16 protein-coding genes, 1 pseudogene and 1 riboswitch are annotated in these 19,862 nt (G+C 72.0%); of the genes and pseudogenes, 7 read left to right on the plus strand and 10 right to left on the minus strand.

The window, feature by feature from the left end:
• Nucleotides 1-9 precede the first annotated feature (9 nt).
• Nucleotides 10-993, minus strand: coding sequence for an MBL fold metallo-hydrolase (locus tag ACZ607_RS08575; RefSeq protein ID WP_469733098.1), 984 nt, complete (start codon nt 991-993; stop codon nt 10-12).
• 405 nt (nt 994-1,398) lie between these two features.
• Between ACZ607_RS08575 and ACZ607_RS08580 the strand changes: the two genes are divergently transcribed.
• Nucleotides 1,399-2,292, plus strand: coding sequence for an SIS domain-containing protein (locus ACZ607_RS08580; RefSeq protein WP_469733100.1), 894 nt, complete (start codon nt 1,399-1,401; stop codon nt 2,290-2,292).
• A 64-nt stretch (nt 2,293-2,356) separates the two neighbouring features.
• Here the strand turns inward: ACZ607_RS08580 and ACZ607_RS08585 are convergent, their stop codons facing one another.
• On the minus strand, nt 2,357-2,944 hold the full coding sequence (locus tag ACZ607_RS08585; protein ID WP_469733102.1) for a hypothetical protein: 588 nt from the start codon (nt 2,942-2,944) through the stop codon (nt 2,357-2,359).
• Nucleotides 2,945-3,149: 205 nt separating this feature from the next.
• Nucleotides 3,150-3,998, minus strand: coding sequence for a transglycosylase SLT domain-containing protein (locus ACZ607_RS08590; protein ID WP_469733104.1), 849 nt, complete (start codon nt 3,996-3,998; stop codon nt 3,150-3,152).
• A gap of 2 nt (nt 3,999-4,000) precedes the next feature.
• Nucleotides 4,001-4,160, minus strand: a riboswitch (cyclic di-AMP (ydaO/yuaA leader).
• 389 nt (nt 4,161-4,549) lie between these two features.
• Between ACZ607_RS08590 and ACZ607_RS08595 the strand changes: the two genes are divergently transcribed.
• Both ACZ607_RS08595 and ACZ607_RS08600 read left to right on the plus strand, forming a co-directional pair.
• On the plus strand, nt 4,550-4,780 hold the full coding sequence (locus ACZ607_RS08595) for a hypothetical protein (RefSeq protein ID WP_469733106.1): 231 nt from the start codon (nt 4,550-4,552) through the stop codon (nt 4,778-4,780).
• A 149-nt stretch (nt 4,781-4,929) separates the two neighbouring features.
• Nucleotides 4,930-5,325 (plus strand): TOBE domain-containing protein, encoded by a 396-nt coding sequence (locus ACZ607_RS08600; RefSeq protein WP_469733107.1) that lies wholly within the window; start codon nt 4,930-4,932, stop codon nt 5,323-5,325.
• A gap of 79 nt (nt 5,326-5,404) precedes the next feature.
• On the opposite strand, the gene ACZ607_RS08605 is transcribed toward ACZ607_RS08600, so the two are convergent.
• Both ACZ607_RS08605 and ACZ607_RS08610 read right to left on the minus strand, forming a co-directional pair.
• On the minus strand, nt 5,405-5,857 hold the full coding sequence (locus ACZ607_RS08605) for a flavodoxin family protein (protein WP_469733109.1): 453 nt from the start codon (nt 5,855-5,857) through the stop codon (nt 5,405-5,407).
• Between the two features lie 88 nt (nt 5,858-5,945).
• Nucleotides 5,946-8,216, minus strand: a pseudogene (locus ACZ607_RS08610) (heavy metal translocating P-type ATPase); the annotation flags it as partial.
• 186 nt (nt 8,217-8,402) lie between these two features.
• Between ACZ607_RS08610 and ACZ607_RS08615 the strand changes: the two are divergent.
• The gene (locus ACZ607_RS08615; RefSeq protein WP_469733111.1) at nt 8,403-9,368 is read left to right on the plus strand and encodes a hypothetical protein; all 966 of its coding nucleotides are present in this window, start codon (nt 8,403-8,405) and stop codon (nt 9,366-9,368) included.
• 20 nt (nt 9,369-9,388) lie between these two features.
• Here the strand turns inward: ACZ607_RS08615 and ACZ607_RS08620 are convergent, their stop codons facing one another.
• Nucleotides 9,389-10,078 (minus strand): FadR/GntR family transcriptional regulator, encoded by a 690-nt coding sequence (locus ACZ607_RS08620; RefSeq protein ID WP_469733113.1) that lies wholly within the window; start codon nt 10,076-10,078, stop codon nt 9,389-9,391.
• Between the two features lie 200 nt (nt 10,079-10,278).
• Here ACZ607_RS08620 and leuA point away from each other — a divergent pair, with 200 nt between their 5' ends.
• Both leuA and ACZ607_RS08630 read left to right on the plus strand, forming a co-directional pair.
• A complete protein-coding gene (gene leuA / locus ACZ607_RS08625) occupies nt 10,279-12,096 on the plus strand; it encodes a 2-isopropylmalate synthase (RefSeq protein ID WP_469733115.1) in 1,818 nt (605 codons plus the stop codon).
• Nucleotides 12,093-12,893 carry an ABC transporter ATP-binding protein gene (locus ACZ607_RS08630; protein ID WP_469733117.1) on the plus strand — a complete coding sequence of 267 codons (801 nt, stop codon included), beginning with the start codon at nt 12,093-12,095 and terminating at the stop codon, nt 12,891-12,893. The genes leuA and ACZ607_RS08630 overlap by 4 nt, the downstream gene beginning before the upstream one ends.
• A 45-nt stretch (nt 12,894-12,938) precedes the next feature.
• Here ACZ607_RS08630 and ACZ607_RS08635 read toward each other — a convergent pair whose 3' ends face one another.
• Nucleotides 12,939-13,865 carry a LysR family transcriptional regulator gene (locus ACZ607_RS08635; protein WP_469733119.1) on the minus strand — a complete coding sequence of 309 codons (927 nt, stop codon included), beginning with the start codon at nt 13,863-13,865 and terminating at the stop codon, nt 12,939-12,941.
• A gap of 146 nt (nt 13,866-14,011) precedes the next feature.
• Here ACZ607_RS08635 and ACZ607_RS08640 point away from each other — a divergent pair, with 146 nt between their 5' ends.
• Nucleotides 14,012-14,887 carry an SDR family NAD(P)-dependent oxidoreductase gene (locus ACZ607_RS08640; protein ID WP_469733121.1) on the plus strand — a complete coding sequence of 292 codons (876 nt, stop codon included), beginning with the start codon at nt 14,012-14,014 and terminating at the stop codon, nt 14,885-14,887.
• 27 nt (nt 14,888-14,914) lie between these two features.
• Here ACZ607_RS08640 and ACZ607_RS08645 read toward each other — a convergent pair whose 3' ends face one another.
• The 3 genes from ACZ607_RS08645 to ACZ607_RS08655 form a co-directional block, all read right to left on the minus strand.
• Nucleotides 14,915-16,243, minus strand: a complete 1,329-nt coding sequence (locus ACZ607_RS08645; protein WP_469733123.1) for an enolase C-terminal domain-like protein — start codon at nt 16,241-16,243, stop codon at nt 14,915-14,917.
• 235 nt (nt 16,244-16,478) lie between these two features.
• Nucleotides 16,479-17,702: a cysteine desulfurase-like protein gene (locus tag ACZ607_RS08650; RefSeq protein ID WP_469733125.1), complete on the minus strand. Its 1,224-nt coding sequence runs from the start codon at nt 17,700-17,702 to the stop codon at nt 16,479-16,481.
• 234 nt (nt 17,703-17,936) lie between these two features.
• Nucleotides 17,937-19,484, minus strand: coding sequence for a pectate lyase family protein (locus tag ACZ607_RS08655; protein ID WP_469733126.1), 1,548 nt, complete (start codon nt 19,482-19,484; stop codon nt 17,937-17,939).
• Between the last annotated feature and the right edge of the window lie 378 nt (nt 19,485-19,862).

Raw genomic sequence — 19,862 nt, forward strand, 5'->3', positions numbered from 1 at the left:
GGCCGGGCGTCACGCGGCGCCTCCGCTCTCGGTCTCGTGGGCGACGGCGGCCACGTCCGCCATCACCTCGAGGACGCCGGGCATTCCGGAGCCGTCCAGGTGGCGGTACTCGCTCCCGATGGTCACCACGAGCCGCTCGGGCAGGCCGAGATCCGGGTAGCGGCGCTCCGCGATCACCCTGCGGGCCGCCTCGACCGCGGGCACTCCCGCCGCGTGGAGGGCATGCGCGCGTTCACGTACGTACGCGAGGTAGGCCATGTGCTCCCGCACCCCGGCGGGGTCGAGCACCGGGCCGTGGCCCGGGACGATCACCTCGGCGCCGGTGGCCAGGACGCGTTCGCAGGCGTCGATGACGTTGCTCAGGGGCCCGGCCCAGTGCACCGGGTGGTCGCCGGGCTGCTGCGGGGTGGAGGAGAAGATGACGTCCCCGCTGAACACCGTGCGCTGCGCGGGCAGATGGACGATGAGGTCGCCCCCCGTGTGCGCGGGCGGCAGGGAGGACACCTGGACGGCGTACTCCCCCAGGGTCAGTTCGAGCTCTCCGGTGAAGTACGTCGTGGGGCGCACCGTTTCGGTGTCCGACCAGTCGAAGACCCCGAAGTGACGGCCGAGGTACGCGCCGAGAGGAGTGGAGGGATCACTTCCGGCCACCAGAGCCTGCTGCTGCTGCGGGGTGGGGTCGTAGTGGATGTGCTCCCGGGCCTCGCGGGTCGCGATGATCTCCGCGTCGGGCAGCACCCCGGCGCCCCAGAAGTGGTCCCCGTTGGCGTGGGTGACGATCACACGGTCGATGCCGGCCCCGTCGGGCAGCCGCTTCTGGCTCTCCACCAGGAACTGCCCGGCGAGGATCGTGTCGTACGGCGTGTCGATCCACAGCGCGCCGCGCGGCGACACGAGAAGGCCGCAGTTGGCCAGGCCCCAGCCGCGCTTCGGCGGCAGCCAGGCGTACAGCCCCCTGCCGAGGTCCACAATGTCCCCACCCGTGATCGACATGGGCTGATTATGCCGACCACGCTCCGGCCGTGCGTTCGAACTCGGCCAATATGTGGCCCTGGTGACCTGAAATCACCCCTTGCCCGGGCCGCCCGTCGTCGCCCGGTGACCGTCCGGGGTCGCCACGGGGCGGGCCGATGGGGGATTTTCCGCCTGATGTACGGGATATCGGTTACCGAGTCCGCACCGCGCGACGGATACCCACACAGGTGCGACGGAACCGGATCGAGTCGACTACCCACCGAGCATGGCCGAAAACCGATGCCTCGTGAATGACGGGCGCGTAAACACTTTGCTTGTTCTTGCTCGATTGACCCGGCTAACATGCAGAATCGAGCAAGCGGGCGTCGGTTTCATCCTCCACGCCCCACCGGACGCGAACAGCAGCGGAAGCGGAGTGCGGACATGTCGCATGTCGAGACCGAGACAGCCGGCCAGCCCGAGTGCTGGCGCCGTGCCGCCGAGGTGGCCCTCGACCGGAGCGCGGCCCTGCCCGCCGCGGGCGAGCGCGTCGCCGTCGTCGGCTGCGGCACGTCGTACTACATGGCGCAGGCGTACGCCTCGCTCCGCGAGGACTCGGGCCAGGGCGAGTCGGACGCGTACGCCGCCTCGGAGTTCCCCTTCGGGCGTACGTACGACCGGGTCGTCGCGCTGACCCGGTCGGGCACGACGACGGAGGTGCTCGGCCTGCTGTCCCGGCTGCGGGGCACCACCCGGACCACCGCCGTGACCGCCGACCCGGCGACCCCGGTGATGACGGCGGCCGACGACGTGGTCGTCCTGGACTTCGCCGACGAACGGTCCGTGGTCCAGACGAGGTTCGCGACCACCGCCCTGACCCTGTTCCGCGCCCATCTCGGGCTGCACACCGAGGACGTCGTACGGGACGCGGAGACCGCCCTCGCGGAACCCCTGCCCGAAGGGCTCCTGGACAGCACCCAGTTCAGCTTCCTGGGGCGCGGCTGGACGGTCGGGCTCGCCAACGAGGCGGCGCTGAAGATGAAGGAGGCGTCCCTGTCCTGGACCGAGTCGTATCCGGCGATGGAGTACCGGCACGGCCCCATCAGCATCGCCACGGCCGGGACGGCGACCTGGATGTTCGGCGCCGCTCCGGACGGGTTGCGGGAGCAGGTGCTGGCGACCGGGGCGCGCTGGGTGGAGAGCGGACTGGACCCGCTGGCCGATCTGGTGCGGGTCCAGCGGCTGGCGATCGCCCGCGCGGCGGCCCGGGGCCTGGACCCCGACCAGCCGCGCCATCTGACGCGGTCGGTCGTGCTCGGCACGGCGGCCGGCGCCTGAGCCGTCGCGGCATGCCGCGCACCGGGCCGGCGGGCGGCCCGGTGCGCGGAGGCGACCGGAGGGGTCAGGCCTCTTCGAAGTAGGCGTCCAGCGCCTCGTCGAGTTCCGCCGTCCATGTCTTGAGGTCGCCGCGGGCACCGGCCTCGACCTCGGCGTTGAACCACCGGCGGCTCGACAGGTGGACGGTCACGGTGAACCGGCGGCCGAAGCGGCCCGTCCTGACCTCGACCGCGCCGATCTCGGACCAGTCGAACTCCGCCTCCTGGTCGTCGAGCCGGAAGCGGACCCCCTCGGCGTCCACCCGGATGGACCCGCGCCGGTCACTGACCTCGAAGACGGGGCCGTCCTCGTCGCGGGCGCCCTCACGGGCGGCTTCGGGGGCCGCGCCGTCAGCCGGCGCCTCGTCGGCCGTGGCCGCGTCGTCGATCGCGGCCGCCGCCGAGCCGTCCACGTGCTCCTCGGCCGCCTCCGGGGCGAGCGCGCCCTCGGCGTCGGCCTCCGGTACCGCGTCGGCCGGCTCGGGCTTCCGGGGCGCCTCCTCCGCTTCCGCCTCCGTCCGCGCGGGGGCAGGGGCCGTCAGGCCGGGGATGTACGCCGGGTCGGTCCCCGCGGCGAACTCTGGCTTGGTGTTCGAATCTATGCGCTGCTCCACGGCGGGCAGTATGGACGACGAACCTGTACGAGACCAGTCAACCGGGTTCCGCCCGGCCTGTCGGCGGCCGGGACGGCGCGGTCACGGCACACGCGACGCCGTACAAACGGACGACGGGTGGTACGGGTTCCGCCGAACCCGTACCACCCGTCACTTCTGTCCCTCTGTCACACGCCGTGCGTCAGGGGTTCCGCCTCGCCGAGGCTCAGTAGGCCCCGAAGACGTTGTCGATGGAGCCGTACTTGTCCGCGGCGTAGTTGCACGCGGCCGTGATGTTGGCGACCGGGTCGTAGCTGTCCATCGACGTACCGGGCACGTGGTAGGCCTGGAAGGTCGGGTCGATGACCTGCAGCAGGCCCTTGGACGGGACGCCGTTGATCGCGTTGATGTCCCAGTTGTTGATGGCCTGGGGGTCACCCGCGGACTCGCGGATGATGTTGCGGTGGATGCCCTCGTAGGTGCCGGGGATGCCGTGCTCGGCCATGACGGCGAGCGACTCCTTGATCCAGCCGTCGAGGTCGTTCGTGTACGAGACCGGCTCGGCGGCAGGAGCGGTCTCGGCGGCGGGCGCGCCCTCCGCGGCGGCGGAGGTGCTCGTGCGCTCCGAACGGTCGGCGCGGTCGGCGCTCTGCTCGGCACGGTCGGAGGCCTTGGACTCGGCCTTGTCCGCGGACTTGTTCCCGGCCTTGCCACCGAGGGTCAGCTCGAGACCGGGGTGAATCAGGTCCGGGTTTCCGCCGACGGCCTTCTCGTTGGCCTCGTACAGGGCCTTCCAGCCACCGTTCACGGAATGCTCCCGAGCGATCTTCGCAAGGGTGTCACCCACGACCACGGAATACGAGGCGGGCTTGGACTTCTGCGCGGCAATTCCCTTGCCGGTCGCGGCAGTCGAGGTGGCGGCCTTTTCGACGGCGGCCGGCTGGGCCGGGGCGGCGAAGGCGCCGGTAGCGCCGATCACGGGGAGGGCCAGGGCGGCTCCACCCGTGGTCACGGCGATGATGCCGCGAGTCAGCGAACTGGTCCTGAAACGACGGTGCTTACCATTTTCGGGCATGCTGAATTCCTCTCCGTCGCCTGCGAAGTGAGCTGTCGGGTTCGGGCTGGAGATGCCCGGCCGCATGGGAATGCGACTTCACCCCGAGCCGCTCCGGAAACCGGATCGGCGCTTACTTGGGTCCCCCGCTCCTGCCGTACGAGAAGTGATCGGTCGGGTAACCGGACGGCGGCAGGATTCGGCGTTCCGCCCGGAGTGATGGTGACCGTAGGCGAGAAATAGGGAAAGGAACAAGCCTGGTTCGTTGATCACAATTCATTCGCAAGATCAATTCTTGTGAATTCATGTAATCCACCCCACATCGCGTCCGTCACTTCTCTTGGCACAGAAGGGAACCGACTGCCGCACCCCTGCGTCGGGGGCGCATAAGGTGACGCTGGTCACGGCGCCCGATTCGGGCGTTTTGCGCCCGAGCGAAGGCCCCAGGTCACACGAAATGGCCTTTTATGGATTACGGGATCAATTTCAAGAAACCGACTCAAACCGGGCATACGACTCACAAAAGGCGCTGGCGGGCATACCTGGAGCGTCCATGTGGAACCGATCCGGCTATGACTGAAAGCCCTCACGCCTCGGCCCCCCGGATCACCGTCCTGCCCGTCCAGCCCGGGGATCCGCCCTTCCGCGTCGTGGAGATCGACGGAGAGGTGATCGGAGGCGCGACCGACATGACGGACGTCCTGATCGCCGCCTCCGCGGCCGGAATCCAGGTCCATGACCTCGACGACCCGGCGGTCGTCCGCTGGGTGGGCGGGGGCAAGCTGACGTGGAAGCCGCGCTGAGCGGGCTCCGACGGCGGGCCACACACTGACGGCCTCCGCGCCCGGCCGCATGCACTCGGAGGATTCCCGCTCCGCCGACGGGCTCGCATATGCAAGGAGTTATACGAACTAAGCTTGCATATGCGAGAAGATCTCTTACCATGTCACGCATGCAGACCTACACCATCGGGCAGGCCGCGCGCCTCCTCGGCGTCAGCCCGGACACCGCACGACGCTGGGCGGACGCCGGCCGGGTGGCGACCCATCGCGACGAGGGCGGGCGCCGTCTCATCGACGGCCGTGATCTGGCGGCGTTCTCGATCGAGGTCGGCCAGAGCGGCGGCGGCGACGAGGAGGCCTCCTACACCTCGGCGCGCAACGCCTTCCCGGGCATCGTCACGGCCGTGAAGCTCGGCGACGTGGCCGCCCAGGTCGAGATCCAGGCCGGTCCGCACCGCCTCGTCTCGCTGCTGACCAGGGAAGCCGTGGAGGAGCTGGGGCTGGAGGTCGGCATCGAGGCGACGGCCCGCGTGAAGTCGACCAGCGTGCACATCGACCGCGCCTGAGTCGGGAGAGCCGCCGCCGCGGCTTTCGTACGGGCCACCGGGGAGCGGCGTGAACGGCTGCGCCCCCGTACCGGGCCCGTCAGTCCATCAGGCCGGCGGCGAGCGTCGCCCCCAGCTCCCAGCACGCCTCGGTGTCGGCCTTGCCCGGCTCACCGGTGACGGTCACGGCGTCGGCCGCACGGCGCCATCCGAGGCCCGTCGTGATCGCCTCGATGCCGCGTACGGCGCCGGTGACGTCGTTGCCGCCGTGCACGTAGTAGCCGAAGGGCCGGCCCTTCGTCGCGTCCAGGCACGGGTAGTAGACCTGGTCGAAGAAGTGTTTCAGGGCGCCGGACATGTACCCGAGGTTCGCCGGGGTGCCGAGCAGGAAGCCGTCGGCCGCCAGCACGTCGGACGCCGTGGCGGCGAGGGCCGCCCGCCGCACGACCCGTACGCCCTCGATGTCCTCCGTCGTCGCGCCGGACAGCACCGCTTCGAACAGTGCCTGGCAGTTGGGCGACGGGGTGTGATGCACGATCAGCAGAGTGGCCACGCCACCGAACCTACCCGTTGGCCGGGTCCCCCGCGCTGCTGGGGGACGCGGGCCCGTGGGCATGGGAGGAGGCGCGGGCGCCGTCCCGGTCGGCGGCGCGGAAGCCGCGCAGACGGAGGCTGTTGCCCACGACGAAGACCGACGAGAAGGCCATGGCCGCGCCCGCGATCATGGGGTTGAGCAGACCTGCCGCCGCGAGCGGGAGGGCGGCCACGTTGTAGGCGAAGGCCCAGAAGAGGTTCGAGCGGATCGTGCCCAGCGTGCGGCGGGAGAGCCGGATCGCGTCGGCGGCCACCCTCAGGTCCCCCCGTACGAGCGTCAGGTCGCCGGCCTCGATGGCGGCGTCCGTGCCCGTCCCCATGGACAGGCCCAGGTCGGCCTGGGCGAGCGCCGCGGCGTCGTTGACCCCGTCGCCGACCACGGCGACGGTGCGCCCCTCCGCCTGGAGCTTCCTGACGACCTCGGCCTTGTCCTGCGGCATGACCTCGGCGATGACCTGGTCGATGCCGACCTCGGCCGCGACGGACTCGGCGACCGCCTTGTTGTCGCCGGTCAGCAGGACGGGCGTCAGCCCGAGGGCGCGCAGCCGCCGGACGGCCTCGGCGCTGGTGTCCTTGACCGCGTCGGCGACCTCCAGGACCGCGCGCGCCTCGCCGTCCCAGGCGACCGCGATCACGGTGCGCCCGTTCTCCTCGGCCAGGTCCTTCGCCTTCCTCAGCTCGTCGGGGAGCCCGATGGCCCACTCGGCCAGCAGCTTCTCGCGGCCGACGAGCACCGCGTGGCCCTCGACGACGCCCTGGACACCGAGCCCGGGGGCGTTGGCGAAGTCCTCGGGCGTGGGCAGCGCGCCCACCTTGGCTGCGGCCCCCTCGGCGACGGCCCGGGCGATCGGGTGTTCGGAGGAGTGCTCCAACGCTCCGGCCAGGCGCAGCACTTCGGCCTCGTCCGTGGTCCCGGAGGCGTGGACCTTCAGCAGGGTCATCCGGCCCGTGGTGACGGTGCCCGTCTTGTCGAGGAGGATCGTGTCGGCCCTGCGGGTGTTCTCCAGGACCTCAGGTCCCTTGATCAGGATGCCGAGCTGGGCGCCGCGTCCGGTGCCGACCAGCAGGGCGGTGGGCGTGGCCAGCCCCAGGGCGCAGGGGCAGGCGATGATCAGTACGGCGACGGCGGCGGTGAAGGCCGCGGTGAGTCCGGCACCGGAGCCGAGCCAGAAGCCGAGGGTGGCGAGCGCCAGCCCGATGACGACCGGCACGAACACCGCGGAGATCCTGTCGGCCAGGCGCTGGGCGGCGGCCTTGCCGCTCTGGGCCTCTTCCACCAGCCTGGCCATCCGGGCCAGCTGGGTGTCGGCGCCGACCCTGGTGGCCTCGACGACCAGGCGGCCGCCGGCGTTGAGGGTCGCCCCGGTGACGGGGTCACCCACGGAGACCTCGACGGGCACCGACTCGCCGGTGAGCATCGACACGTCGACGGCGGAGGAGCCCTCGGACACGGTGCCGTCCGTGGCGATCTTCTCGCCGGGACGGACCAGGAAGCGGTCCCCGACCCGGAGGGCGGACGTGGGCAGGGTGACCTCACGGCCCTCGCGCACCACGGTGACCTCCTTGGCCCCCAGCTCCATCAGCGCCTTGAGGGCCGCGCCCGCCTTGCGCTTGGAGCGGGCCTCGAAGTACCGGCCGGCCAGGATGAAGGCCGTGACCCCGGCGGCGGCCTCCAGATAGATGTTCCCCGCCCCGTCACCCCGGCTGATGGTGAATTCGAAGGGGTGCGTCATGCCCGGCATTCCGGCCGTCCCGAAGAACAGCGCCCACAGTGACCACAGGAACGCGGCCGACGTGCCGACCGAGATCAGGGTGTCCATGGTGGCCGCGCCGTGCCTGGCGTTGGTCCAGGCGGCGCGGTGGAACGGCCAGGCGGCGTACGTGACGACCGGGGCGGCCAGGGTGAGGGAGAGCCACTGCCAGTACTCGAACTGGAGGGCCGGGATCATCGCCATCGCGATGACCGGCGCGGCGAGCAGGACCGCGGTGACGAGGCGCTGGCGCAGGGAGCGCAGTTCGCCGTCGGCGCGCGCGTCCTCGCCCCCGGCCGCGGCGGGTGCCCCGGTTTCCCCGGGGTCGGGGCGGGGCGGGGCCGGCGGCCGGGCGGTGTAGCCGGTCGCCTCGACCGTGGCGATCAGATCGTCGACCGAGACGTCCGCGGCGAACGCGACCCTCGCCTTCTCCGTGGCGTAGTTGACGGTGGCCTCGACCCCCTCCATGCGGTTGAGCTTCTTCTCGATCCGCGCCGCGCACGAAGCGCAGGTCATGCCGCCGATGGCGAGCTCGACCCGGGCGGCGCCGGGGGTGGTTGGAGTCATTGCCTGCTCCTCGTCCGAACGGGACCCAGTATACCCCTCACGGGTATCCATCTCTTGATCCAGGTATACCCCCCACCCGTATACATTTCAAGTCCCGTCAGCATCTCTTGCGTATACCCCCTTAGGGTATACGTTGGAGGTGTCGGACCGTCGCCGGCCTCCGCTCAGGAAGCAACAGGAGCAGTCATGAACCCCGCCGTGAAGATCACCGCGTTCACCGCCGCACTCGCGGCGTCCTTCGGCGCCGCCTACGGCGTCGGAGCCGCCGTGGGCCCCGGAACAGGCACCGCCGAGCGCCCCGAGCACACGGAGAGCGCCGCCCCGCACACCGAGGACGGCGGCACCGGCTCCCCGGTCGGCGGCCTCCAGATCTCCGAGGGCGGCTACACCCTCGATCTGATGACCCCGCGCGTGGAGGCGGGCCGGCGGAGCGAGCTGCGCTTCGCCGTCCTCGACCGGGCGGGCCGGCCGGTCACCGACTTCCAGCGCGAGCACGACAAGGAGCTGCATCTGATCGTCGCCTCACGCGATCTGGCCACCTACCGCCATCTGCACCCCACCCGGGCGGCGGACGGCACGTGGAGCACCCCCGTCGCGCTGCCGGAGGCGGGCGACCACCGGGTCTTCGCCGACTTCACGCCCGCCGGCAGGAACGCGCCGGACCTGACCCTGGGCGCCGATCTGGCCGTCTCGGGGCCGTACAAGCCGGCGGAGCTGCCGAAGCCCGCCCGGACGGCCGGGACCGACGGGTACACGGTGTCCTTGAACGGCACGCTGCGGCCCGGGGTCCCGGAGCGCCTCACGTTCACCGTGCGGAAGGACGGCCGCCCCGTCACCGATCTCCAGCCCTATCTGGGGGCGTACGGACATCTCGTCGCCCTGCGCGCCGGCGACCTCGGCTATCTGCATGTGCACCCCGACGGGGCGCCCGGCGACGGCTCCACGGAGCCGGGCCCGAAGGTGTCGTTCACCGCGACGGCGGCCGGCTCCGCCTCGTACCGGCTGTTCCTGGACTTCAAGCACGACGGCGTCGTCCGCACGGTGGCCTTCACCGTCCCGTCCGGAACGACGGCGGACGCGCCGACGACCCCGCCGGACGGGCACCGGGAGAGCGCCCCTGGCGGTCACGAGGACGGGGGCCATGGGCACTGACGGGTCCCGGCGGCCGGCCGCTACAGCGAGGTGAGCCGGCTGAGCGTCTCTTCCAGCTCCTGACGGAGCGTGCGGGCCGCCGCGTCGGCGTCTCCCCGCGCGACCGCTTCCACCAGGGACGCGTGCTCCTCGTCGCCGTGGTTCGGGTCCCCGGAGCGCAGGTCGAGCAGTTCGAGCATGTCGATCAGCCCCTTGCGCAGCGTGGGGACGAACTCGGTGAACAGGGCCGAGAGCACGGGGTTGTGTGCCGCCGCGACCACCGCGGTGTGCAGGGCGATGTCCGCGTCGACGAACGTGGCGTCGTCCGCGTCCGCGGCGGCGCGGCGTCCGGCCAGGGTGGCGGTGAGGGCCGCGAGGTCCTCGTCGGTGCGGCGGCGCGCGGCCAGCCGCGCGGCCTCGACCTCGACGCTGATGCGGACCTCGTAGACGTCGGTGACGGCCGCGCGGCGCAGGCGTGTCGCCCAGTCCTCCTCGGGCTCGGCCGCGATGACGAAGACACCGGATCCCTGCCGCGCGCGCACCAGCCCCGCCCCGGCGAGCGCGCGCAGCGCCTCGCGGACCGTGGAGCGCCCGACGCCGAGGGACGCGGCCAGCGTCGTCTCGCCGGGCAGCTTCGTCCCCACCGGCCAGGATCCTCCGGTGATCTGCTCGCGCAGATGCTCCGCGGCCTGCTCGACCAGGGGCGATGGTCTCAGGGGTCCCAGCGGCATACGAGTCACTTCCCGAGTCGCTTCCTTCACACCTCAGGTTGTCTGAGGAGTTGGTTCGGGGCTACTGTACCCGGCATGCCGCTGAACGAGCTCCTTCTTCTCGTACGCCGCTGCGGGGCCTGACACACGACTGACCGGCCCCCCGCAGCGGGTGTCGGGCTGTGCCGGTCACTCCACGGCCGAAGAAAGCGGTTCTCCGCATGACCTCCTCCCTCGTCCCGCCGGCTCCCCCCGGGGCCACGGCGTTCCCCACTCTGCGTACTCCGTCCGGTGATCTCCCTGCGGGCGTCCCGGCCTGGAACCCCCAGCGTCCGAGCTCGATGCCGCACCACCGCTACCGCCCCGCCCACGACCGGGTGGCGCTGCCCCTGGTGGACCGCACCTGGCCCGGCCGCCGGGTGGAGCGGGCCCCGCTGTGGGTCCCGGTCGACCTGCGGGACGGCAACCAGGCCCTGGCCGAGCCCATGGACACCGAGCGCAAGCGCCGCTTCTTCGATCTGCTGGTCGCCATGGGCTTCAAGGAGATCGAGGTCGGCTACCCCTCCGCCAGCCGGACCGACTTCGACTTCGTACGCCACCTCGCGGAGAGCGGCGCGGTCCCCGACGACGTGACCGTCTCCGTCTTCACCCCGGCCCGCACGGACCTGATCGACCGGACCGTCGAGTCCGTGAAGGGACTCCCCCGCACGCTGATCCACCTCTACACCGCCACCGCGCCCGTGTGGCGGGACGTCGTCCTGGGCCGCTCCCGCGCCGAGGTCCGGGCGCTGATCAGGGAGGCCGCGACGCATCTGATGCGGCGTGCCGGGGAACGACCGGGCGCGGACATCCGGTTCGAGTTCTCCCCCGAGGTCTTCAACCTCACCGAGCCGGACTTCGTCCTGGAGATCTGCGACGGGCTCACCGAGCTGTGGGAGGCGAGCCCCGAGCGGCCGGTGATCCATAATCTGCCCGCCACGGTGGAGATCGCGACGCCCGACGTGTACGCCGATCAGATCGAGTACATGCACCGCCATCTGGCGCGCCGCGATTCCGTGATCCTCTCCGTGCACCCGCACAACGACCGGGGCACGGGCGTCGCCTGCGCCGAACTCGCCGTACTGGCGGGCGCCCAGCGGGTGGAGGGCTGCCTGTTCGGCAACGGCGAGCGCACGGGCAACGTCGACCTGGTGACGCTGGCCCTCAACCTGTACGCGCAGGGCGTCGACCCGATGATCGACTTCTCGGACATCGACGCCGTCCGCGAGGTGGTGGAGCACTGCAACCGGCTGCCGGTCCACCCCCGGCACCCCTACGCCGGCGAGCTCGTGCACACGGCGTTCTCCGGCACCCACCAGGACGCCATCGCCAAGGGCATGGCCCTGCACACCGCGCGGGCCGCCGAGTCCGGGGTGAGTCCGCGCGAGGCCCCCTGGGAGGTTCCGTACCTGCCCGTCGACCCGGGCGACATCGGCCGTACGTACGAGGAGGTCATCCGCATCAACTCCCAGTCGGGGAAGGGGGGAATCGCCCACCTGCTCCGCACCCACCACGGGCTGGACCTGCCGCCGGCGATGCGCCCGGACTTCTCGCGTGCGGTGCAGCACGTCACGGACGGCACCGGACGCGAGCTCTCGCACAAGGAGCTGTGGGAGCTCTTCCGCACCACCTACCTCACCCCCGCCCACGACGGCACCCTCACCCTGGAGTCCTGGTCGGCCTCGGAAACCGGGCCGGGTGAGCACGAGTTCACCTGTGAGCTGCGCACCGGCGGGCAGGTCCGCTCCTGCCGGGGCACCGGGAACGGCCCGCTGTCCGCCCTGACGGACGCCCTGCGTGCGGCCGGGATCCAGGTCGACGTCCTGGCCTTCACCGAGCATTCCACCGCCACCGGGCCGGGCGGTCCCGCCGTCGCGTACGCCGAGTGCCGCGTGGACGGGGTCACCCGCTGGGGCGCCGGCTGGGACACCTCGGTCCTGACCGCGTCCGTCCAGGCGGTCATGGCCGCCGTCAACCGCACTGGAGCACAGACCCGATGACCGTCACACCCCCCGTCCTCCGCGTCCACGACGTGGACCTCGTGCGCGACGGGAACCACATCCTGAGCGAGGTCTCGCTGACCGTGCGGGCCGGTGAACACTGGGCCCTGCTCGGCGCCAACGGTGCCGGCAAGAGCACACTGCTCGGCCTCCTCGGAGCACTCACGCACCCCACCCGGGGCACGGTCGAGGTCCTGGGGCACGAGCTGGGCCGGGTCGACCTGCGCCAACTGCGTACGTACGTCGGCCATGTCGACCCGCGCCACGCACTGCGCTCACCGCTGAAGGTCAGGGACGTCGTCCTGACGGGCCTGACCAACAGCATCGAGCCCCTGCCGCGCTGGAGGCCGACGCCCGGGCAACTGGAGCTGGCCGACGAGCTCACCGCCCTGCTCGGCCTCGCGGGACGGCGCGAGGCGCGGTGGCCGACCCTGTCTCAGGGCGAGCGCGGACGCGCCCTGATCGCCCGGGCGCTGATGCCCCGGCCCCGGCTGCTGCTCCTGGACGAACCGGCGACGGGCCTGGACGTCGCGGGCCGTGAGCAGTTGATCGAACGGCTCGACACCCTTCAGCAGAGCTCACTGGAGCTCGCGTCGGTGCTGGTCACGCACCATCTGGAGGAGCTGCCTCCGGGCACGACCCATGTGATGCTGCTGCGCGACGGGCGGTGCATGGCGTCGGGACCCGCCGACGAGGTGCTGACCAGCGATCAGGTCAGCAAGTGCTTCGACCACCCGGTCCGCCTCAGCCGCTTCGAGGGCCGGTGGAGCGTACGGACCAGCCGCCGGCCCCGGTGACCGGGGAGCGTTCGGCCCCGGACCGCTCGGCCGGCGGAACCGGGGTCAGCCCGTCCGGACGGCGGTCCGGGCGGGCTGACCCGCGCCTCCCTGCCCCGGCACCCGGAACGACGCCGCCGCGTGCCTGGCGAAGCGCCGGATGCCCGGCGTCGCCCGCTCCTTCGGCCAGACGAGCCGCAGGGGCACCGCCGGCCCGTCGTCCAGGCGGAGGCTGACGGTCCCCTCGGGCGGGCGGCCGCCGTCGGGCAGCTGGGCGGCGAGGGCGACCGCCTGCCCGAGCCGGACGACCGCCAGCATCTGCAGGCCGTCGCTGACCTGGGGGCCCGGCGTCCCCGGCAGTCCGTCCGGCCAGAGGCCGGGATCGTCGAGCTGGGCTCCCGGGCCCACCCAGCCGAGCAGCGGTTCACCGGCGAGGTCGGCGACCCTCAGGGTCTCCCGGCCGGCCAGCCGGTGCCCGTCGCTCATCAGGACGCTGATGTTCTCGCGGCGCAGCACCACGCCGTTCAGTCCGCGCTCACGCACCGGCCCGCGCCAGAGGGCGATGTCGGCCTGGCCCGAGCGCAGCCGGCCGAGCTGGTCGTCGATCGTGCCGACGGCCATCCGGGCCGGATGCTGCGGGCGTGCCTCGTTGTACGACCGGATCATCCGGTCCAGCAGCGCGGCGTCGCACCCGGGTCCGGTCACCGTCACCGAGGCGTGCTGCTCGGCGGCCCGGCGCACCCGCGACGTCACGTTCCCCGCCTGGGCCAGCAGCGACCGGCCCTCCTCCAGCATCGCGTGACCCGCGGCGGTCAGCGTGACGCCCTTCGGGGTGCGCAGCAGCAGCGTGGCGCCCAGGGTTCTCTCCAGGGCCAGGACCGCCCGGGAGAGCGCGGGCTGCGTCATCGCCAGCCGTTGCGCGGCGCGGGTGAAGTTGCCCTCCTCCGCCACGGCGATGAAGTAGTGGACCTGCCGGATCTCCACATCACCCATGCGGACATCCTCCCACCTGAGGGCATGCCGGTGGGGCATCGGGCCATGCCGGACGGGAACTTCCATGATCGACCCGCGCGCTGTCTGCTGGGTCCACGGACGGAGGGCGACCGCCCACGGACGAGGCACCGACATGGGAGTACGTGATGACCGAGCAGGCCCCGAGGGCAGTGGTGACGGCCGGCACCGGCGGCATAGGTCTGGAGACGGCGCTCGGCCTGGCGCGCCGGGGATGGGACGTCACGCTCGTCGCACGCGACGCGGCGCGGGGAGAGGCGGCGGTGGCCCGTGTCGACGAGGCCGCCGGGCGCCCCGCGGGCCGTTTCGTCCGCACGGACCTGTCGTCCCTGGCCGCGACCAGGCGGCTGGGGGAACGGCTCGCGGCCGAAGGCGCGCTGAACCTGCTGGTGAACAACGTGGGCGGCATGTGGACCGAGCGGTGGGAGAGCCCGGAGGGCATCGAGGCGAGCATCGCCCTCAACCACCTGTCCCCGTACGTCCTCACCGAGACGCTGATCGACGCACTCGCCGCGGCGGCCCCGAGCCGCGTCGTGAACGTCACGTCGTCCGCCATCACGGCCGCCCAGGCGGTGTTCGAGGACGCCGAACCGCCGGGCCCCCACTACGGCCTGGCCACCACGGGACGGGCCAAGCTGGCCCATCTCGCCCACTCGACGGAGCTCGCCGGACGTCTCGCTCCCCGGGGTGTCTCGGTGATCGCCGCCGACCCGGGGGCCGCCGCGACGGGCAACGCGGCGCTCATGACCATCGACATCCTGCCGCCGGCCATGCGGCCCTACTGGGAGCAGATCCAGAAGGGTGTCTCGGCGCCCGTCACCGCCGCCGCGACGGGCCCCCTGGCCGCCGCTCTCGACCCCGCGCTGGAAGGGCGCACCGGTCTGGTGGTGGGGCCCGACGGGTCCGTGGACGACACGCTCCTGGCGTTCGTCACACCTGAGGTCACCGAGGCCGTGCGCCGGTGGACCGCGGACCTCCTGGCGACGGCGGCGCGGGCGTCCTGACGGCCGCCCGTCGGCCCGGCCCGGGGACTACCGCACCAGGCAGGGCCGCTTGGCGTCGAACGTCCAGCCGGGCACCAGGTACTGCATCGCCGCGGCGTCGTCCCGCGCGCCCAGCGCCTTTTCGAGGTACAGCTCGTGGGCCGCGAGGAGGCGGTCCATGTCGAGCTCGACGCCCAGGCCGGGGGCGTCGGGCACGGCGATCTCACCGCCCTGGATGCGTGGCGGTTCGGCGGTGAGACGCTCCAGGCCCTCCTGCCAGATCCAGTGCGTGTCCAGGGCGTTGTACTCGCCCGGGGCGGCGGCACCGCAGTGCGTGATCATGGCCAGTGAGATGTCGAAGTGGTTGTTGGAGTGGCATCCCCAGGTCAGGCCCATCGCGTTGCAGAGCTGCGCCACGCGCACGGATCCCTGCATGGTCCAGAAGTGCGGGTCGGCCAGCGGGATGGACACCGACTGGAGGGCCAGGGCGTGGGTCAGCTGGCGCCAGTCGGTGGCGATCATGTTGGTCGCGGTCGGCAGGCCGGTGGCGCGGCGGAACTCGGCGAGGATCTCTCGTCCCGAGTAGCCGTCCTCCGCCCCGCAGGGGTCCTCGGCGTACGCGAGTGTGTCCACCAGCGGGGAGCACAGCTCGACCGCCTCGCGCAGGGACCAGGCGCCGTTCGGGTCCAGGGTGATCCGCGCCTCGGGGAAGCGGGCCTTGAGGGCGCGGACGGCCCGGACCTCGTCCGCGCCGGCGAGGACCCCGCCCTTGAGCTTGAAGTCCCGGAAGCCGTACAGCTCGTGGGCCGCCTCGGCCTGGCGGACGATCGCCTCGGGGGTGAGTGCCTCCTCGTGGCGGACGCGGTACCACTCGACGTCGGCGGCGGGTTCGCGGACGTAGTCCAGATCGGTGCGGTCGGGGTCGCCGACGTGGAAGAGATAGCCCAGCACCCGTACGGAGTCCCGCTGTTGCCCGTCGCCGAGCAGCGCCGCAACGGGTACGCCGAGGTGCCGGCCCAGGAGGTCGAGCAGCGCCGACTCGACGGCGGTGACGGCGTGCACGGTGGTCCGCAGGTCGAAGGTCTGGGCGCCGCGCCCGCCCGTGTCCCGGCCCGCGAACCGGCTCCCGATCTCGCGCAGGACCCGCTTGTGGTCGCCCAGCTTCGCGCCGACGACGAGCGGCGCGGCGTCACGCAGGGTCCGGGTGATCTTCTCGCCCCCGGGCACCTCCCCCAGTCCCGTACGGCCTTCGGAGTCCGTGAGGACCACGATGTTGCGGGTGAAGAACGGGCCGTGGGCGCCGGAGAGGTTCAGCTCCATGCAGTCGCGTCCCGCGACCGGATAGACGGCGAAGTGGGTGATGGTCGGCTGATTCATGCGGGTCGGTGTCCTTGGGTGCGGGAGGGGCGCCGGGCGGGGAGAGGTGCGGAGGCCGGGGACGCCGAGGTCCGTCGCGCGGGACCACCCACAGCCCTCATCTCCGTATGCAGATGACATACATGTATGAGAACCGAGATTAGGCGCGTGAACACGGCCGGTCAATGGCCGTGCCACGCACGAGGCCTCCTGCCTCCGGCGCCCCGCCCGGCGCCGGTCCCACTCGTTCAGGCCGTCACCGGGGCACGTCGAGCGCGTCCAGGAGGCGGTCCACGTCGTCGTCGTTCGTGTAGGGCGCGAGACCGACGCGTACGCCGCCCTCCTCGCCCAGCCCCAGCCGACGGGACGCCTCCCACGCGTAGAAGGACCCGGCCGGCGCGTCGACGCCGCGCTCGGCCAGCTGCCGGGAGACGTCCCCCGGGGTCCTGCCGGCCACGGTGAACAGGGTGGTCGGGGTGCGCCGACGAGCCCGGGAGTACACCGTGACGCCGCCCAGCGCGGCGAGGCCGTCCTCGATGCGTCCGCGCAGCCGGTCCTCGTGCGCGGTGAGCGCGGTGAACGCCCGGACCAGCCGTTCCCGCCGGCTGCCCGGGCCGGGCACGAGACCGGCGAGGAAGTCCACCGCCGCCGTCGCGCCCGCCAGGAGTTCATAGGGAAGCGTGCCCAGCTCGAAGCGCTCGGGCACGGCGTCTCTGGAGGGCAGCAGCTTGTCCGGCCGCAGGCTGTGGAGCAGTTCGCGCCGCCCGGTCAGCACACCGAGGTGCGGTCCGAGGAATTTGTACGGCGAGCAGACCAGGGTGTCCGCTCCGAGTGCGGCCAGGTCGACGGTGGCGTGCGAGGCGTGGTGCACGGCGTCGACGTGGAGCAGCGCGCCCGCGCGGTGCGCCAGCTCGGCGAGGGCGGGGACGTCGGGGCGGGTGCCGATGAGGTTGGAGGCGGCGGTGACGGCGACGAGCCGGGTGCGGCCGGACAGCACGGCCTGGAGGTGCCCCGGCTCGAACTCTCCCGTCCCCGGGTCGAAGTCGGCCCACCGGACCGTCGCGCCCACCGCTTCGGCGGCCTGCACCCATGGCCGTATGTTCGAGTCGTGGTCCAGCCGCGAGACCACCACTTCGTCCCCTGGACCCCAGTCCTTGGCGAGGGTGCGCGCCAGGTCGTAGACGAGCTGGGTGGCGCTGCGGCCGAAGACCACCGCGCCGGGCTCCGAGCCGAGGAGGTCGGCCAGAGCCTGCCGGGCGCCGGCCACGAGGGCCTCGGCGTTGCGCGCGCCCTCGGTGAGCACGCCGCGGTTGGCCAGCGGACGGGTGAGGGACTCGGTGATCGCGTCGATCACCTGCTGGGGCGTCTGGGTGCCGCCGGGGGCGTCGAAGCGGGCGGTCCCCGCCTTCAGGGCGGGGAAACAGGCACGGATCGCCTGGACGTCGAGGGTGTCGCCGGTGCGGGCGCTGTCGCTGCTCAAGAGGCGCTCCAGAGGGAGGAGGAACGGGCGGCCGGGCACCGGGCCGGCTCGTCATGTCCCCGAACCGGCCGGGCCGGTCCGCCGATTCCACCACAGGGCCGGTACGCGGTCATCGGCCCCCGGCGCGCCGGGGCGCGCGTGCGGACGGGGGCCGTCGCGTCCGACGGCCCCCGTCCCGTACAACTGGAGCGGCGGGTCACGGCCCCGGACGACGGCGCGCCCGGGACCGCCCCGCTATCCGGCGTACGTCTCGAACTCGGCCACCTTCGGTGCCCCCGTGGAGCCGGTGATCTCGAAGGTGATCTTCTTCAGCGAGGTCGCGGGCACCGCGATGACGCCCGCCCCGCTGCCGGAGGTCAGCACGGCGCCGGTGTCACCGTTGAGGACCCTCCAGGTCTTGATGGCGCCGGTGGAGCCCGATGCCTCACGGATGTTGATCCTGGAGACCGACGTGGCGCTCCCCCACTTGACCGAGACGGAACCGGTGGAGCCGGACGGTGACCAGTAGGTGTTCAGGTCACCGTCGCGCACGTTGCCGTAGCTGGTTCCGGAGGCCTTGCTGGAACCGTCGGCACCGGCGGCCAGGCTGAGGTTGGTCCCGCTGGGCTGGGTGGGGTCGGGCGTGGGGTCCGTCGGGTCCGGGGTCGGCTCCGTCGGGTCCGGCGTCTGCGGCGAGCAGTTGCCGTCCGACACCTTCAGGCCCTTGTTGGCACCGGCCGTCGCCGTCACGATCCCCGGCACGCAGCTCGCGGCGTCGAGGCTGTACGCGTACGGGATGCTGACCGTGGTGTTGGACTTCGGGTCGGGACCGGCGGGGTTGTTCTCGCTGCCGGGGGCGGACCAGGTCACGTTGTCGAAGGTGTTGCCGCTGACCTGCCAGTATCCGGCCGCGTCGGTGTAGAACGTGCCGAGGACGTCCTTGGAGTCCTTGAAGTAGTTGTTGTCCACCTTGGCACGCGCGCCCGCCCGGGAGTTGATGCCGGACTCGTTGAGCTTCACGTAGTAGTTGTTGTAGATGTGCGCGATGCCGCCGCGCAGCAGGGGCACGCGCGAGTCGATGTTCTCGTACAGGTTGTGGTGGTACGTGATGTAGCCGTTGGAGAGCTCGGTCTCGCTGGACCCGACCAGCCCGCCGCGGCCCGAGTTGCGCAGGGTGCTGTAGGACAGCGTGACGTACTGGGTGTTGGCCTTCATGTCGAAGAGGCCGTCGAACCCCTCCGACTCACCGCCCGAGGCCTCGAGGGTGGTGTGGTCGACCCAGACGTTGCGGACGTCGCTCTCCATGCCGATGGCGTCCCCGCCGTTGGAGGTGGGAGAGCCGGACTTCTTGACGTTCTTGACGGTCACGTTCTGGATGATGATGTTGCTGGACTGGCGGATGTGGATGCCCAGCTGGTCGAAGACGGCTCCGCTGCCGACGCCGACGATCGTGACGTTGCTGATCTGCTTGAGCTCGATCACACCGGCGGCGGTGTTGCAGCTGTCGCCGGACACCTTGGTGGTGTTGCCGTGGTTGATCGTGCCCTCGACCTCGATGGTGATCGGGGTGCTGCTGCTGGCCCGGTTGCACAGAGCCGTGTGGATCGCCGTACCCGTGGTGGCCCGCACCGTCGTCCCGCCGGCACCGCCGGTGGTCCCGCCGTTCTGGGTCGCGTACCCGGTGGCACTCCCGGTCACCGCCGCCGACGCCGCCTCGGGCATCGACAGCACCACGCCGGTCGCGGCCGCCACGGCCAGCGTGGCCAGAGCGGCGTTGAGTCGCAGCGCGACTGGTCGTCTCATCTTGGTGTCCCCATTCGTCTTCACGTGCTGGGTGTCGCCGCGGTCGCAACGGCGGACCGGCGGAGCTGCCGTCGACGGGCGGCTCGCGTCGGCTGTGACGCGTGTGCTTCTCAGGGAAGCCCTGGACCCGGCCGGTGGCGGCTCGTGCGCGTCCGTCACGACGGCCGTCGCGACGGACGCTTCCACCGGACAGGAGCCAGGAGGGGAAAGCGCTTTCTGTCCGCGACAATAGAGCGCCCGGAGCCGAACTGACAAGGTTCATGACAGGTGCGGATTTCCGGCTCGGCCGGTCGCGCACGACGGTCGAGCGGATGAGCAACGCCCTTGCGGGACAGTGGACTTCGGGCTTTCTCCCGGCAGACGGGACTGCGCGACAGC

It is taken from the genome of Streptomyces sp. NPDC104381 (assembly GCF_055583745.1).

Excerpts from the sequence above, each read along its gene's own strand:
- ACZ607_RS08575 (WP_469733098.1), bottom strand. The coding sequence starts at position 993 with ATGTCGATCACGGGTGGGGACATTGTGGACCTCGGCAGGGGGCTGTAC.
- ACZ607_RS08580 (WP_469733100.1), top strand. The coding sequence starts at position 1,399 with ATGTCGCATGTCGAGACCGAGACAGCCGGCCAGCCCGAGTGCTGGCGC.
- ACZ607_RS08590 (WP_469733104.1), bottom strand. The coding sequence starts at position 3,998 with ATGCCCGAAAATGGTAAGCACCGTCGTTTCAGGACCAGTTCGCTGACT.
- ACZ607_RS08595 (WP_469733106.1), top strand. The coding sequence starts at position 4,550 with ATGACTGAAAGCCCTCACGCCTCGGCCCCCCGGATCACCGTCCTGCCC.
- ACZ607_RS08600 (WP_469733107.1), top strand. The coding sequence starts at position 4,930 with ATGCAGACCTACACCATCGGGCAGGCCGCGCGCCTCCTCGGCGTCAGC.
- ACZ607_RS08615 (WP_469733111.1), top strand. The coding sequence starts at position 8,403 with ATGAACCCCGCCGTGAAGATCACCGCGTTCACCGCCGCACTCGCGGCG.
- ACZ607_RS08620 (WP_469733113.1), bottom strand. The coding sequence starts at position 10,078 with ATGCCGCTGGGACCCCTGAGACCATCGCCCCTGGTCGAGCAGGCCGCG.
- leuA (WP_469733115.1), top strand. The coding sequence starts at position 10,279 with ATGACCTCCTCCCTCGTCCCGCCGGCTCCCCCCGGGGCCACGGCGTTC.
- ACZ607_RS08630 (WP_469733117.1), top strand. The coding sequence starts at position 12,093 with ATGACCGTCACACCCCCCGTCCTCCGCGTCCACGACGTGGACCTCGTG.
- ACZ607_RS08635 (WP_469733119.1), bottom strand. The coding sequence starts at position 13,865 with ATGGGTGATGTGGAGATCCGGCAGGTCCACTACTTCATCGCCGTGGCG.
- ACZ607_RS08640 (WP_469733121.1), top strand. The coding sequence starts at position 14,012 with ATGACCGAGCAGGCCCCGAGGGCAGTGGTGACGGCCGGCACCGGCGGC.
- ACZ607_RS08645 (WP_469733123.1), bottom strand. The coding sequence starts at position 16,243 with ATGAATCAGCCGACCATCACCCACTTCGCCGTCTATCCGGTCGCGGGA.
- ACZ607_RS08655 (WP_469733126.1), bottom strand. The coding sequence starts at position 19,484 with ATGAGACGACCAGTCGCGCTGCGACTCAACGCCGCTCTGGCCACGCTG.